Origin of the sequence: Streptomyces sp. NBC_00557 (assembly GCF_036345995.1) — a bacterium.
Lineage (GTDB): Bacteria > Actinomycetota > Actinomycetes > Streptomycetales > Streptomycetaceae > Streptomyces.
Genome location: NZ_CP107796.1, coordinates 385,457 through 402,095 on the forward strand (window position 1 = coordinate 385,457; position 16,639 = coordinate 402,095).

The following is a 16,639-nucleotide window of genomic DNA, read 5'->3' on the forward strand; positions in this document are numbered from 1 at the left end:
GGGCCGGTCAGGAGATCCCGAGTTCCTTGTCGATCAGGTCGAACATCTCGTCGTCCGTCGCCGTGTCCAGTGCGGCGTCCGTGCCGTCCGTCCCGTCGCCGATGACGGGATCGGTGCCGGTCCACACCGCCAGCAGGTGCCGCAGCCTGGCCGTGATCTCCTGGTGGGCCTCGCCACCGGTCCGGCCCGCCGCGTCGGCCTCGGCGGCCAGGGTCTCGGCCAGCCGGTCCAGTTCGGCGACGATCCCGCTCCCGGCGCCCGCGCCGGCCGGTCCGGCGAGTTCGGCGTCCAGGTACCGGGCGACGTCGGCCGGCGCCGGGTAGTCGAACACCAGGGTGGCGGGCAGGCGCAGCCCGGTCGCCGCGGCGAGCCGGTTGCGCAGCTCGACGGCGGTCAGGGAGTCGAAGCCCGCCTCGCGGAAGGCGCGGGCCGGGTCGACGGCATCGGTGCGGGCGTGGCCGAGGACCACGGCAGCCTGCTCCCGCACCAGCTCGACGAGCGCGGCGGAGCGTGCGGCGGCGTCGAGTCCTGCGAGCCGCCCGCGCAGCGCGTCGGCGTCCGCCCCCGACGCGGCGTCCCGCAGCGCGGCCTCCGCCTCGGGCACACCGGCCAGCAGGGCGGTGGTCCGGCCCGCCGCGAACGCGGGCGCGAACCGGGTCCAGTCGACGCGGGCCACGACCGCGGCCGGGTCCCCGCCGGCGGCGAGCCGCTCCATCGCCACCAGCGCCAGGTCGGGGTCGAGGCCGGTCAGACCGCGGCGGCGCAGGTACTCCTCGATGCCGCCGCCGGCGGCCATGCCGTCCTCCGCCCACGGGCCCCAGGCCACGGAGGTGGCGGGCAGTCCGGCCGCCCGGCGCCGTTCGGCGAGGGTGTCCAGGTAGGCGTTGGCGGCGGCGTAGTTGGCCTGGCCCGGGGAGCCGATGGCGCCGGCGAACGACGAGAACAGCACGAACGCCGACAGCTCCCGGTCCCGGGTCAGCTCGTCGAGGTGACGGGCGGCGACCGCCTTGGCGCGCAGCACCGCGGCGAACCGCTCCGGGGTGAGCGTCTCGATCAGTCCGTCGTCGAGCAGGCCCGCGGTGTGCACGACCGCGTCCACGGGGTGCCGGGCGAGCAGCGCGGCGAGCGCGTCGCGGTCGGCGGCGTCGCAGGCGGCGACCGTCACACGGGTGCCGCGGGAGGTCAGTTCGTCGCGCAGTTCCGGCGCGCCCGGGGCGTCGAGTCCGCGCCGGCTGACCAGGACGAGGTGCTCGGCGCCGCGGGCGGCGGCCCAGCGGGCGACCCGGGCGCCGAGCGCGCCGGTGCCGCCGGTGATCAGGACGGTGCCCGAGGGCCGCCAGCCCGCGCCGAGGCTGCCGGGGGCCGTACGGGTGAGACGGCGTCCGAACACGCCGGTCGCCCGGATCGCCACCTGGTCCTCCCCGGCGCGGCCCGCGAGCACGCCGGCCAGTCGGCCGACGGCGCGCCGGTCGACCACCGGGGGCAGGTCGATCAGGCCGCCCCAGCGGTCCGGTTGCTCCAGCGCCGCGACCCGGCCGAGTCCCCAGAGGGCGCCCTGCGCGGGGTCGGGCGCCCGGTCGGACCGGTTGACCGAGACGGCGCCGGTGGTCAGCGCCCACACCGGGGCGGCGATGCCGGTGTCGCCCCAGGCCTGGAGCAGGACGGCGGTGGCGGCGGGCGCGGCCGGGAGGGGATCGCCGGCGGTGCTCGGCATGTCGGCGCCGGTGTCCGCGTCGGCTCCGGTGTCCTCGGGCTGCCGGTCGGCGAGGGCGAGGAAGGACAGGACGCCGGCGACCGGTTCGTCCCCGGCGGCTTCGGTCAACCGTGCGGCCAGCTCGGCGCGTCCGGTACCCGGCTGCCAGATGACGGGGACCGGTTCGGCGCCGTTCGCGGCGAGGCCGTCCAGGACCGAGCGGACGAAGGGGTCGTCGTGCGCCCCGGCGGGCAGGACCGCCGGCCAGCGGCCGGGCAGGGCGCCGGCCGAGACCGTGCCGAGGGGCTTCCAGCCGGCGCCGTACAGCCAGTCGTCGACGCGGGACTGCTCCTGCCGGCCGTGCCACCAGGTCTTCAGGGCGGGCAGCAGTGCGTCGAGCGCGTCCTCGGCCACACCGAGCGAGCCGGCCAGCGTGCGGGCGTCGCCGTGTTCCACGGCGGTCCAGAACGCCGAGTCGGCGCGGTCGCCGGAGCCCGTGCCGGTCCGGCCGCCGAGCCCGGCGCCCTCGGGCCAGAACCGCTCGCGGGCGAAGGCGTAGGTGGGCAGGTCGACGACGGTCGCGCCGGTGGGCGCGAAGACGGCCTCCCAGTCCACCCGCCCGCCGTGCAGGCGCAGTTCGGCGACGGCCGCGAGCAGGCTCGCCGGTTCCGGGCGGTCCCTGCGCAGCAGGGGCGTCAGCAGGTGGCCGTCGCCGTCCAGGCAGCCCTGGGCGAGCGCGGTGAGCGTGCCGTCGGGGCCCAGTTCCAGGAACCGGCCCGCGCCCTGCTCGTCCAGCCTGCGCACGGCGTCGGCGAAGCGGACGGGGCGCCGTACGTGCTCCACCCAGTGCTCGGCCGACATCAGCTCCGCGGCGGTCGCGATCTCGCCGGTCAGCGTGGACACGATCGGGATGCGCGGCTCGGCGCAGGTGAGGCTCTCGGCCACGGCGCGGAACTCGTCGAGGACGGGTTCCATCAGCGGGGAGTGGAAGGCGTGGCTGACGCGCAGCGCGGTCACCCGGCGTCCCTGGGCCCGGAGGTGGGCGGCGATCTCCTCGACGGCCCCGGCGGCGCCGGACACCACCAGCGACCGCGGGCCGTTGACCGCGGCGATGCCCACGTCCTCACCGTCGCCGAGCAGCGGCAGCACCTCGTCCTCGGACGCCTCGACGGCGGCCATGGCGCCGCCCGCCGGGAGGGCCTGCATCAGCCGGCCGCGCGCCGCGACGAGCCGGCAGGCGTCGGCGAGGGACCAGACCCCGGCGACGTGCGCGGCGGCGATCTCGCCGATGGAGTGCCCGGCGAGCACGTCCGGGCGCACCCCCCAGGACTCCAGCAGCCGGAACAGCGCGACTTCCAGGGCGAACAGGGCGGGCTGGGCGTACTCGGTGCGGTTCAGGACCTCTTCGTCGTCCCCGAAGACGACGGCCTTGAGATCGAAGGGGAGTTCCGCGTCGACCGCGTCGAAGGCCTCGGCGAAGACGGGCAACGTCTCGTACAACGCCCGCCCCATGCCGAGCCGTTGGGAGCCCTGGCCGGCGAACAGGAACGCGACCCGGCGGCCGGAGCGGCCGGGGGCGCCGAGGAGGACGCCGGGCTCGTGCTCGCCGGCGGCGAGGGCGCGCAGGCCGTGCAGCAGTTCGTCGCGGTCGGCGGCGAGGACCGCCGCGCGGTGCTCCAGCCAGGGGCGGCGCGCGGCGGACAGGCCCAGGTCGGCGAGGCGCAGGCCGGTGTCGCCGTCGACGCGGGCCCACAGCCGTTCGGCCTGGCCGCGCAGGGCCTCCTCGGAGGCGGCGGACAGCAGCACGGGCGTCACGGGCAACTCGCCGGCTTCCACAAGCTGTTCGCCGGCCGTCTCGTCGGGGGCCTGCTCGATGATGACGTGGGCGTTGGTGCCGCTGATGCCGAAGGAGGACACGCCGGCCCGCCGGGGGCGGTTGCCGGGGCGCGGCCACTCGACGTTCTCGGTGAGCAGGGCGATGTCGCCGGCGGTCCAGTCGATGAAGGGCGACGGCTCGTCGGCGTGCAGGGTGCGCGGCAGCAGGCCGTGCCGCATCGCCATCACCATCTTGATCACACCGCCCACCCCGGCGGCGGCCTGGGTGTGGCCGACGTTCGACTTCAACGAGCCGAGCCACAGCGGACGTTCGCGGTCCTGGCCGTAGGTGGCGAGGAGCGCCTGCGCCTCGATGGGGTCACCGAGCGGGGTGCCGGTGCCGTGCGCCTCGACGGCGTCCACGTCGGCGGGCTTGAGCCCGGCGCCGGCGAGCGCCTGGCGGATGACCCGTTCCTGCGAGGGGCCGTTGGGTGCCGTGAGGCCGTTCGACGCGCCGTCCTGGTTGACGGCGGAACCGGCGACGACGGCCAGGACGCGGTGCCCGTTGCGGCGCGCGTCGGACAGCCGCTCCAGCACCAGCATGCCGATGCCCTCGGACCAGGCGGTGCCGTCGGCTCCGGCGCCGAAGGACTTGCAGCGGCCGTCGGAGGCGAGACCGCGCTGCTGGCTGAAGTCGACGAACGTGTCCGGGGTGGACATCACCATCACCCCGCCGGTGAGCGCGAGGTCGCACTCCCCCGCCCGCAGGGACTGCGCGGCCAGGTGCAGGGTGACCAGGGAGGACGAGCAGGCGGTGTCGACGGTCATCGCCGGGCCCTCCAGGCCGAAGGTGTAGGCGATGCGGCCGGAGTGGACGCTGCTGGTGTTGCCGGTCAGCAGGTAGCCGTCGGAGTCGTGCTCGCCCTCGCGCAGGCAGGAGTGGTAGTCCTGGCCCATGACGCCGGCGAACACACCGGTGCGGCTGCCGCGCAGCGCCGTCGGGTCGATCCCGGCCCGCTCGAACACCTCCCAGGACACCTCGAGCAGCAGCCGCTGCTGGGGGTCCATCGCGAGCGCCTCGCGCGGGGAGATCCCGAACAGTTGGGCGTCGAAGGACGCGGCGTCGTACAGGAAGCCGCCGCGGCGGACGTAGGTCTTGCCGAGCCGGCCGGGCTCGGGGTCGTAGAGGGCCTCCAGGTCCCAGCCGCGGTCGGTCGGGAAGTCGCCGATTGCGTCGCCGCCCTCGGTGACGAGCCGCCACAGGTCCTCGGGCGACTCCACTCCGCCGGGGTAGCGGCACGCCATGCCGACGATGACGACCGGGTCGTCGTGCACGCCCCGCACGGGCGGCAGGGCCGCGCCGCGCGGCCCGGTCGCGTCGTCGGCGAGCGCGGTCAGCAGGTGCCGGGCGAGCGCGGCGGGCGACGGGTGGTCGAAGACCAGGGTGGCGGGCAGCCGCAGCCCGGTGGCCGCGTTGACGCGGTTGCGCAGCTCGACGGAGGTCAGCGAGTCGAAGCCGAGCGCCTTGAACGCCTGGCCGGACGCCACGTCGGCGGCCGACGCGTGGCCGAGCACCTGCGCCACCAGGTCGCAGACCAGCTCCAGCAGGTACGGCTCGCGGTCCGCGGCGGGCAGGGCCGCCAGCCGGGCCCGCAGCTCGCCGCCGCCCGCGCCGTGCCCGGTGTGCGCGGCGCGCCGGGCCGGACGGCGCACCAGGCCGCGCAGCAGCGCAGGCACGTCGGGCAGTTCGCGCAGGGTACGGAAGTCCAGGTCGACGGGCAGGAGCAGCGCGCCCGGCGTGTGCCGCAGCACGGCGTCCAGGACGGCGAGGCCGTGCTCGACCGCGAGCGGCCGGACCCCGCCGCGTGCCATGCGGCGCAGATCGCCCTCGCTCAGCTCGCCGGTCATGCCCGCGCCGGGCGCCCACGGGCCCCAGGCGAGCGACACGGCGGGCAGCCCGCGTGCGCGACGGCGTACGGCGACGGCGTCCAGGTAGGCGTTGGCGGCCGCGTAGTTGGCCTGCCCGGCACCGCCGAACGTGCCGGAGACCGAGGAGAACAGCACGAACGCCGCCAGGTCCCGGTCGCGGGTGAGCGCGTCGAGGTGGTCGGCGCCGTCCACCTTGGGCCGCAGCACCGTCCGCAGCCGCTCCTCGGTGAGGGAGGCCAGCACGCCGTCGTCGAGGACACCCGCCGTGTGGACGACACCGGTCAGCGGCCGGTCCTCGGGAATCGCCGCGAGCAGCCCCTCCAGCGCCGCCCGGTCGGCCACGTCACAGGCGGCGACGGTCACCTCGGCGCCCAGTCCGGTCAGCTCCGCGACGAGTTCCGCGGCGCCGGGCGCGTCCGGGCCGCGCCGGCCGACCAGGAGCAGGCGGCGCACACCGTGCTCGGTGACCAGGCGCCGGGCGACGAGCGCGCCCAGGCCGCCGGTGCCGCCGGTGACGAGGACGGTGCCGTCGGCGAGACGGACGGGGGTGCGGGCGGAGTCCGTCGTGGAGGAGGGATCCGTCGCGGGAGCGGGATCCGTTGTGTCGGCGGCGTTCGGGCCGGAGGCGGCGCTCGGGGCCGCGTCCGCGCCGGGGTCGGTGCCGGTACCGGTGGGGGCGAGTGCGGTCAGGGACTCCGCGGCGAGCCGGGGGACGAGCACCGTGCCCCCGCGCAGGGCGAGTTCGGTCTCCTCGGCCGCGGTGCCGGGCCCGGTGAGGAGGGCGACGAGCGCGTCACGGGACTCGGGCGTGCCGTCCAGGTCGGCCAGGGCGAGGCGGCCCGGGTTCTCGGTCCGGGCCGCGCGCAGGAGGCCCCACAGGGCGGCCAGCGCCGGGTCCGGTTCCTCCTGCGCGCCGGCCGCCACCGCGCCGCGGGTCACCACGACGAGCCGGGTGTCGCTGAACTCGTCTGCCGCGAGCCAATCCTGTACGAAGGCGAGCGCGTCGGAGGTGACGGCGTGGGCGGCGTCGGCGGCGGGGCCGGCCGGATCGGCCGTCGCGGGGCTCGCCCAGGGCAGCAGGACCGTGCGGGGCGCGGGGTCGCCGTCGTGGACGGCCCGCGTCAGCCCGGACCGGGTGCGGGCCGCGAACGTGCCGGCCAGAGCGGCGGTCACCTCGTCGTCCTCGCCGGCGCGGTCCGTGAGGACGACGGTGGCGCCCGCGGCCGGCGCTGCGTCCTCGCCGGCGGTCGGAGCCGCGAGCGGCACCGGGGTCCACTCGATACGGTACGTGCCGGAGGTGGCCGTCGTGGCCTGCGCGGCCGTCAGGTCGGACGGCACCTCGCGCAGGGCGAGGGATGCGACGGCGGCGACCGCGCCTCCGGCCGGGTCGGCCAGCTGCAGGGTGACCGCGTCGTCGCCCGCCGGGGCGATCCGTACGCGCAGAGCGCGCGCACCGGACGCGTACAGCGACAGCCCGTTCCAGGCGAACGGCAGCCGTCCGGCGCCTCCCGTCTCGCCGAGGGGACCGAACAGGACGGCGTGCAGGGCGGAGTCCAGCAGAGCGGGGTGGACCGCGCACCGGCCGGCGAGCGTCTCGTGCTCCTCCGGCAGGGCGACCTCGGCGAACACCTCGTCGCCGCGCCGCCACACCGCACGCAGCCCCCGGAAGGCGGGCCCGTACGTCAGTCCCGCCGCCGCCAGCCGCTCGTACCCGTCCTCCACGGGCCGGGCCTCGGCACCGGCCGGGGGCCACTGGACGAGGTCGAAGCCCGGCTCCCCGTGGACCGGCGCCGGAGCGAGGACGCCGTCGGCGTGCAGGGTCCAGGGCGTGTCGTCGGGGGCCTCGTCCGGGCGCGAGTGCACCTCCACGGTGCGCCGGCCCGACGCGTCCGCGACACCGACGGTGACCTGGAGGCGGACGGTGCCCTGCTCCGGTATCACGAGCGGCACGGCGATCGTCAGGTCCTCGACGCTGTCGCAGCCGACCTCGGCGCCGGCCCGCAGCGCCAGCTCCGCCCAGCCGGTGCCGGGGAAGACCACCGCGCCCAGGACGGTGTGGTCGCGCAGCCAGGGGTGGGAGCGCAGCGAGAGCCGTCCGGTGAGGACCGTCCCTCCGCCCGCAAGGGCGACGGCCGCGCCGAGCAGCGGGTGCCCGGCCGCCCCGAGCCCGGCGGCGGCCAGGTCGCCGGGGCGCTGCGCGGCCGAGGGCCAGAACCGCCGCCGCTGGAAGGCGTACGTCGGCAGCTCCACCGGGCGTGCCCCGGTACCGGCGAACAGCGTCCGCCAGTCCACGTCACCGCCGTGCGTGAACAGCGCGGCGACGGCGGCCAGCAGCGCCGGTGCCTCCTGCCGGTCCTTGCGCAGCGCGGGCACCAGCACGGCGGTCGCGGCGTCGTCCAGGGCCGCCTGCGCGAGAGCGGTGAGGGTGCCGTCGGGACCGAGTTCGAGGTAGCGCGTCACGTTCTGCCCGGCGAGGGTGCGTACGGCGTCCGCGTACCGCACGGTCCGGCGGACGTGACCCACCCAGTACTCCGGGGACATCAGCTCCTCGGCGTTCACCGTCTCACCGGTGACCGTGGAGACGAGGGGCAGTTCCGGGCGCTCGTACGTCAGGCTCTCCGCCACCTTGCGGAAGTCGGCGAGCATCGGCTCCATCAGCGGCGAATGGAACGCGTGGCTCACCCGCAGAGCGGTGACCTTGCGCTCCTGCGTCCGGAAGTGCGCCGCCACCTCTTCGACGGCCTCGGTGGTACCGGCGATCACCACCGCCTGGGGGCCGTTGACCGCGGCCAGGCCCACCCGCACGTCGTCCAGGAGCGGCAGGACCTCCTCCTCCGACGCCTGCAACGCCACCATCGCACCACCGGCCGGCAACGCCTGCATCAACCGGCCACGCGCCGCCACCAGACGGCACGCGTCCGCCAGCGACCACATGCCCGCAACGTGCGCGGCGGCGATCTCACCGATCGAGTGACCGGCCAGCACGTCCGGGCGGACACCCCACGACTCCAGCAACCGGAACAGAGCCACTTCGAGAGCGAACAGGGCGGGCTGGGTGAACTCGGTGCGGTTCAGCGCCTCTTCGTCCGCACCGAAGACAACCGCCCTCAGATCGAACGGCAGCTCGGCGTCGACCGCGTCGAAGGCCTCCGCGAACACCGGGTAGGCGTCGTACAACTCCCGGCCCATCCCCAGGCGCTGCGAACCCTGACCGGCGAACAGCAGGGCCGTCTTGCCGGTCCGGGGGTCGGTGCCCCGGACGAGGCCCGGTGCCGTCCTGCCGTCGGCCAGGGCGTTCAGGCCGGCGAGCAGTCCGTCCCGGTCGGCGGCGAGGACGACGGCGCGGTGCTCCAGCACCGTGCGCGTGGTGACGGACGCCAGACCGATGTCGGCCACGCGGACGCCGTCCCCGGCGGAGCTCTCCAGCCAGCCCCGCAGTCGCTCCGCCTGAGCACGCACGGCCGAGCCACCGGCGCCCGACAGGATGACCGGGACGAGAGCGGGGGCGGCCTCGGGATCGGCGGTCGTGGGTTCGGTGGTCTGCGCCGGTGTGTCGGGGGCTTCTTCGAGGATGACGTGGGCGTTGGTGCCGCTGATACCGAACGACGACACACCCGCCCGACGCGGACGGTCCTCCACCCGCGGCCACTCCCGCTCCTCCGTGAGCAGCGCGATGTCACCGGCCGTCCAGTCCACATGCGACGACGGCTCGTCCACATGCAGCGTGCGAGGCAGCAGACCGTGCCGCATCGCCATCACCATCTTGATCACACCACCCACACCGGCAGCAGCCTGCGTGTGACCGATGTTCGACTTCAACGACCCCAGCCACAGCGGCTCTTCGCGGTCCTGCCCGTAAGTCGCGAGGAGCGCCTGCGCCTCGATCGGGTCACCGAGCGGCGTGCCGGTACCGTGCGCCTCCACCGCATCCACATCACCCGGCTTGAGTCCGGCGCCGGCGAGCGCCTGCCGGATGACCCGCTGCTGGGAGGGACCGTTCGGCGCGGTCAGTCCGTTCGAGGCACCATCCTGATTCACCGCAGACCCGGCGACCACGGCCAGCACACGATGCCCGATACGGCGCGCGTCCGACAGCCGCTCCACCAGCAGCAGGCCCACGCCCTCCGACCACGCCGTGCCGTCCGCCCCGTCCGAGAACGCCTTGCACCGCCCGTCCGACGCCAGCCCCCGCTGCCGCGAGAACTCCACGAACATCTCCGGGCCCGCCATCACCGTCACACCACCGGCCAGCGCCAGATCGCACTCACCGGACCGCAGGGCCTGCACAGCCAGATGCAGGGCGACCAGCGAGGACGAGCACGCCGTGTCCACCGTCACCGCCGGCCCCTCGAACCCGAAGGTGTACGCGATACGGCCCGACGCCACGCTGCCGGTCGAACCGGTCAGGAGGTAACCGTCCGAGTCGTGCTCACCCGCGCGCATGAACGAGCCGTAGTCCTGCGTGATCGCGCCGGCGAAGACGCCGGTGCGGGAGCCGCGCAGGCTCGCCGGGTCGATCCCGGCCCGCTCGAACACCTCCCACGACGTCTCCAGCAGCAACCGCTGCTGCGGATCCATCGCCAGCGCCTCACGCGGAGAGATCCCGAACAGACCGGCATCGAACTCGGCCGCGTCGTAAAGGAATCCGCCCTCGCGGACATACGTGTGTCCGGCCCGGCCCGGCTCAGGGTCGTACAGGGCGTCCAGGTCCCAGCCGCGGTCGGCCGGGAACGCGCCGATGGCGTCACCGCCCTCGCGCACCAACCGCCACAAGTCCTCCGGCGAACCGACCCCACCCGGGAAACGGCACGCCATACCGACGATGACCACCGGGTCGTCCCCCACGCCCACGGGTGCGGGCAGCGCGGAGGCGGAGGACGCCGTGTCGTCCTGGCCGTCGGAGAGCTGAGCCAGGAGGTGACGGGCGAGCACGGCGGGGGTCGGATAGTCGAAGACCAGGGTGGCGGACAGTCGCATGCCCGTGACGCCGTTCACGCGGTTGCGCAGTTCGACGGAGGTCAGCGAGTCGAAGCCGAGGGCCTTGAAGGGCTGGTCGGCGTCCACGTCGGCGGCGGACGCGTAGCCCAGGACGGAGGCGACCTGGCCGCACACCAGGTCCCGCAGGAACTTCTCGCGCTCCGCCGCGGGCAGTCCCGCGACACGCTGCCGCAGATCGGCGGTCCCCCCGACAGGGGCCTTCGTCTCCACGGCCCGGCGTGCGGGCGTGCGGACGAGCCCGCGCAGCAGAGCGGGGACGTCCTGCCGGCGCGTGCGCAGAGCGGCGACGTCGAGGTGGACCGGCAGCACGGCGGCCCGTTCCAGCGCAGCGCCGGACTCCAGGGCGGTGTCGAACAGGGTGAGGGCGTCGCCGGGTTCGAGCGGCTGCATGCCCTCGCGGGCCATGCGGCGCAGGTCGGCCTCGGACAGCTCCGCCGTCATACCCGCCCCCGGAGCCCACGGGCCCCAGGCCAAGCACGTGGCGGGCAGACCGGCCGTGCGGCGGGTGGCGGCGAAGGCGTCGAGGAAGGCGTTCGCCGCCGCGTAGTTGGCCTGACCGGCACCGCCGAACGTGCCGGCGACGGAGGAGAACATCACGAACGCCGCCAGGTCCGCGTCGCGGGTCAGCTCGTGCAGGTGGGTCACCGCGTTGGCCTTCGGCCGCAGGACGCGGGCCAGCCGGTCGGGGCTGAGCGCGGAGATCACGCCGTCGTCCAGGACACCGGCCGTGTGGACGACCGCCGTGAGCGGGTGCTCGGCGGGGATCGCACCCAGGGCGGCGGCCAACTGGTCGCGGTCGGCCACGTCTACGGCGGCCACCCGGACGTGTGCGCCCAACTCGCCAAGCTCGGCGACGAGTTCGCTCGCGCCGGGCGCTTCGGCGCCGCGACGGCTGGCCAGCAGCAGGTGCCGTACCCCGTGCTCGGTCACCAGGTGCCGGGCCACCAGCGCACCCAGACCACCGGTACCGCCGGTCACCAGCACCGTGCCCCGCGGGTCGAGCGGCGCGGGAACCGTGAGCACCACCTTGCCGACGTGCCGGGCCTGGGAGAGGTAGCGGAAGGCGTCCGGAGCGCGGCGCACGTCCCAGCAGGTGACCGGGAGCGGCTTGAGCGCGCCCGCCTCGAACAGCTCCACCAGATCGGCGAGCATCTGCCCGATCCGGTCGGGACCGGCGTCCCACAGGTCGAACGCCCGGTAGGTCACGCCCGGATGGTCGTTCCCCACCACTTCCGCGTCCCGGATGTCGGTCTTGCCCATCTCCAGGAAACGCCCACCCCGCGGCAGCAGCCGCAGCGAGGCGTCCACGAACTCACCGGCCAGCGAGTCCAGCACCACATCCACACCCTGGCCATCCGTCACCGCCAGGAAAGCGGACTCGAAGTCCGTGTCCCGCGAAGACGCGATGTGCTCGTCGTCCAGGCCCAGTTCACGCAGGGTGCCCCACTTGCCGGCGCTCGCCGTACCGAACACCTCAGCACCCAGATGCCGGGCCAGCTGCGTCGCCGCCATACCCACACCACCGGCAGCCGCATGCACCAGGACCCGCTCGCCCTCGCGCAGCGCCCCGAGGTCGTTCAGCGCGTAGTACGCCGTCAGGAACACGATCGGAGTGGAAGCCGCCTGCGCGAACGTCCACCCCGACGGAATCCGGGCGATCGTCCGCACATCCGCAACCGCGACCGGCCCGAACGCACCCGAGAACATGCCGAACACCCGGTCGCCGACCGCCAGTCCGGTCACACCGGGGCCGACCTCGGTCACCACACCGGCGCCTTCGAGACCGAAGTCCCTCGCGTCACCCGGATACATGCCGAGCGCGTTGAGAACGTCGCGGAAGTTCACACCCGCCGCGCGGACGGCGATCCGGACCTGCCCCTCCCCCAGCTCCGACCGAACGTCGACGGGGACGAGGGCCAGCCCCTCCAGCGTGCCCTTCTCAGCAATGTCCAGCCGCCACGACTCCCCCACCGGAGCCGTCAGCACACCGCTACTCGACGCACGCCCCAGCCGCGGCACGTACACGGCCCCGCCGCGCACCGCCAACTCCTGCTCACCCGAAGCCAACGCCCCCGCGACAACCGCCCAGGACTCCTCAGCACCATCGACGTCCAGCAGCACGAACCGCCCCGGCGCCTCCGCCCGCGCCGCACGCACAAGGCCCCACACCGCAGCCTGAGCCGGGTCAGGGTCCTTCTCCCCGACCGGTACGGCGCCCTCGGTCACGACCACCAACCGGGCACCCTCGAACCGCTCCTCCGCCAGCCACTCACGCACCAGGCCGAGTACGTGCGCGGTGAGCGCGTATGCCGCCTCGGCGTCGTCGCCGGCCGGGCCTTCGACGCGGACGAGGAGGTCGCCCTCGACGGCCTCGTCCGGCCCGGGAAGTGTGGTGCGGGGCTGGGCCGGTGCGGGGCCCGCGTCGGCCGGGATCTTCGCCCAGTCGACCTGGAAGAGATTGCGCTGTGGGCCGGCGTCGGTCGCGGTCAGGGAGCCCGACGCCTCGCGCAGCGTCAGCGACTCGACCTCAGCAACCAACTCACCAGCCGTGTCAGCGAGTTCCAGAGTGATCGCATCAGCGCCGGCCGGGGTCATCCGCACGCGCAGTTCCCGCGCTCCTGACGCCCACAGCGACGCCCCGGCCCACGAGAACGGCAACCGGGCCCGACCGTCCCCCAGCACCGGCGAGAACAGCACCGCGTGCAACGCGGCATCCAGCAGCGCCGGATGCGCACCGAACCGCTCGGCAGCCGTCTCCTGACCCTCGGGCAGGGCGACCTCGGCGAAGACCTCCTCACCACGCCGCCAGACACTCCGCAGTCCACGGAACACCGGCCCGTACGACAGCCCCAGGGCCGCGAAACGCTCGTACACCTCCTCCACAGGCTCCGCGACCGCCCCCTGCGGCGGCCACACGGCGAAGTCGAAGTCGCTGCCGGGCCGTTGGGCCGGAGTGGTGTCGAGGGTGCCCGTGGCGTGCAGGGTCCAGGGGTCGGTGTCGAGGGCGTCCTCGTTGCGGGAGTGGATCTCCAGGGGGCGCCGGCCGGAGTCGTCCGCCGCACCGACCCGCACCTGGACCCGCACACCACCACGCTCTGGCAGCACCAGCGGCGCCGCGATCGTCAAGTCCTCCACCCGGTCGCAGCCCGCCGACTCACCGGCCCGCAACGCCAGCTCCAGGAAACCCGTCCCCGGGAACACCACCGAACCGGCCACCACATGGTCCCGCAGCCACTCCTGCGCCGCCGGCGCCAGACGGCCGGTCAGCAGCACCTCACCATCACCACCGGCCAGCTCCACCGCCGCACCCAGCAACGGGTGCTCCGCCGAACCCAGACCCACGGCGCGCAGGTCGCCGGGGGTGGAGCCGGTGTCCCGGGACCAGAAGCGGCGGCGCTGGAACGCGTACGTCGGCAGCTCCAGCGGCTCCTGTCCGGCCGTTGCGGTGCTGTCCTGGGGGAACGCCGTGTCCCACGCCACGGGGAGGCCGGTGACGAAGAGCTGGGCGAGGGCGGTGAGCAGGCTCTCCGGTTCGGGGCGGTCGTTGCGCAGGGCGGTCGCGAAGATCTCGGTGCCGTCGTCCAGGCAGTCCTGGGCGAGGGCGGTCAGCCGGCCGTCGGGGCCCAGTTCGAGGAACCGGCCGGCCTTGCGCTCGGCCAGGGTGCGGACGCCGTCGGCGAACCGGACCGGGCGCCGTACGTGCTGAACCCAGTAGTCCGGGGAGGTCAGCTCTTCCGGGGTGGCGGACTCGCCGGTCAGGGTGGAGACGATCGGTATGCGCGGCCTGGCGTAGGTGAGGCTCTCGGCCACGGCCCGGAAGCCGGCGAGCATCGGCTCCATCAGCGGCGAGTGGAACGCGTGGCTCACCCGCAGCGCCGTCACCTTGCGCTCCTGCCCCCGGAAGTGCGCCGCCACCTCCTCGACCGCACCGGCCTCACCCGAAACCACCACGGCCTGAGGACCGTTGACCGCGGCCAGGCCCACACGCACGTCGTCGACGAACGGCAGCACCTCCTCCTCCGACGCCTGCAGCGCCACCATCGCACCACCGGCCGGCAACGCCTGCATCAGCCGGCCGCGCGCCACCACCAGACGGCACGCGTCCGCAAGGGACCACACTCCGGCGACGTGTGCCGCCGCGATCTCACCGATCGAATGCCCGGCCAGCACGTCCGGGCGCACCCCCCACGACTCCAGCAGCCGGAACAGCGCCACTTCGAGGGCGAACAGCGCGGGCTGGGCGTACTCGGTGCGGTTCAGAACGTCCGCGTCCTCACCGAAGACCACCGCCTTCAGATCGAACGGCAGTTCCGCGTCGACCGCGTCGAAGGCCTCCGCGAACACCGGGTATGTGGCGTACAACTCGCGACCCATGCCGGGGCGTTGCGAGCCCTGGCCGGTGAAGAGGACCGCGAGGCGGCCGCCGGGGCGGACGGTGCCGGTGACGGTGTGCGGGTGGGGGGTGTCGGAGGCGAGCGCGGTGAGGGCGGCGTGCAGGTCGTCGTGGGTGCGGCCGGTGAGGACGGCGCGGTGCTCGAAGTGGGTGCGGGTGGTGGCGAGGGCGTGGCCGACGCGGGCCGGGTCCTGGCCCGGGTGGGCGTCGAGGTGGGCGAGCAGCCGGGCGGCCTGGGCCGTGAGGGCGGCGCGGCTGCGGCCCGAGATCACCCACGGGAGCGGCGCGTCGGGGGCGGCGGAGCGCGTGCGGCCGGTTGCCGCGGTCCCGGCCGTCGTGATCGCGGCCGTCGTGGAGCCGGTCGCCGCAGTCCCGGCCGTCGTAGTCCTGGTGGCCGTCGCCTCGTCCTGCTCCTGCGGGGCGGGAGCGGGTGCTTCCTCCACGATCAGGTGGGCGTTGGTGCCGCTGATGCCGAAGGAGGAGACGGCCGCGCGGCGGGGGCGGTCGTCCTGGCGGGGCCAGGGCTGGGCCGTGGTGAGCAGGCGCAGGTCGGCGGCGGTCCAGTCGATGTGCGGGGACGGCTCGTCGGCGTGCAGGGTGCGGGGCAGCAGGCCGTGGCGCATGGCCAGGACCATCTTGATGATGCCGGCGACTCCGGCGGCGGCCTGGGTGTGGCCGATGTTGGACTTCACCGAGCCGAGCCAGAGGGGGCGTTCGCGGTCCTGGCCGTAGGTGGCGAGCAGGGCTTCGGCCTCGATGGGGTCGCCGAGCGGGGTGCCGGTGCCGTGGGCCTCGATGGCGTCGACGTCGCCGGGGGTGAGCGCGGCGTCGGCGAGGGCGGCGCGGATGACGCGTTCCTGGGCGGGGCCGTTGGGCGCCGTGAGGCCGTTGGAGGCGCCGTCCTGGTTGACTGCGCTGCCGCGGATCACGGCGAGGACGGGGTGGCCGTGGCGGCGGGCGTCGGAGAGACGCTCCAGCAGGAGCATACCGACACCCTCGGCGGGACCGAAGCCGTTGGCGCCGGCGGAGAACGCCTTGCAGCGGCCGTCGGCGGCGAGGGCCCGTTGCCGGCCGAAGTCGACGAACATCTCGGGGCCGGACATGACGGTCACGCCGCCGCCGAGGGCGAGGTCGCACTCGCCGGCGCGCAGGGACCGTACGGCGAGGTGGAGCGCGACGAGGGAGGAGGAGCAGGCGGTGTCGACGGTGACCGCGGGGCCCTCCAGGCCGAAGGAGTAGGCGATGCGGCCGGAGGCGACGCTGATGGTACTGCCGGTCAGGAGGTGCCCGCCGAGTTCGGCCTGGGCGCTGCGGGAGCGGGGCAGGTAGTCCTGGGCGATGGCGCCGATGAACACACCGGTGCGGGAGCCGCGCAGGGAGGCGGGGACGATCCCGGCGCGTTCGACGGTCTCCCACGAGGTCTCCAGGAGGAGCCGCTGCTGCGGGTCCATGGCCTGGGCCTCGCGCGGGGAGATCTCGAAGAACTCGGCGTCGAACAGGGGCGCTTCGTGGAGGAACCCGCCCTCGCGGACGTAGGAGGTGCCGGGCCGGTCGGGGTCCGGGTCGTACAGGGCCTCCAGGTCCCAGCCGCGGTCGGTGGGGAACGGGGTGACGGCGTCGGCGCCGGACGCGAGGAGCCGCCACATCGCCTCGGGGGTGTCGGCGCCGTCGGGGAAGCGGCAGCCCATCGCCACGATGGCCACGGGCTCGTGCCGCTGGTCCTCGATGTCCTGCAGACGCTTGCGTGTCTGACGAAGGTCGGCCGTGACCAGCTTGAGGTAGTCCCGCAGCTTCTCTTCGTTGCTCGCCAT

The 16,639-nt window shown here is 74.9% G+C and carries 1 protein-coding gene; it reads right to left on the reverse strand.

Features of this window, described 5'->3' with window-relative positions; translation table 11 throughout:
• Positions 1 to 7: 7 nt before the first annotated feature.
• Entirely contained in the window at positions 8 to 16,639 is a 16,632-nt protein-coding gene (locus OG956_RS01715) for a type I polyketide synthase (RefSeq protein ID WP_330336114.1), read from the reverse strand.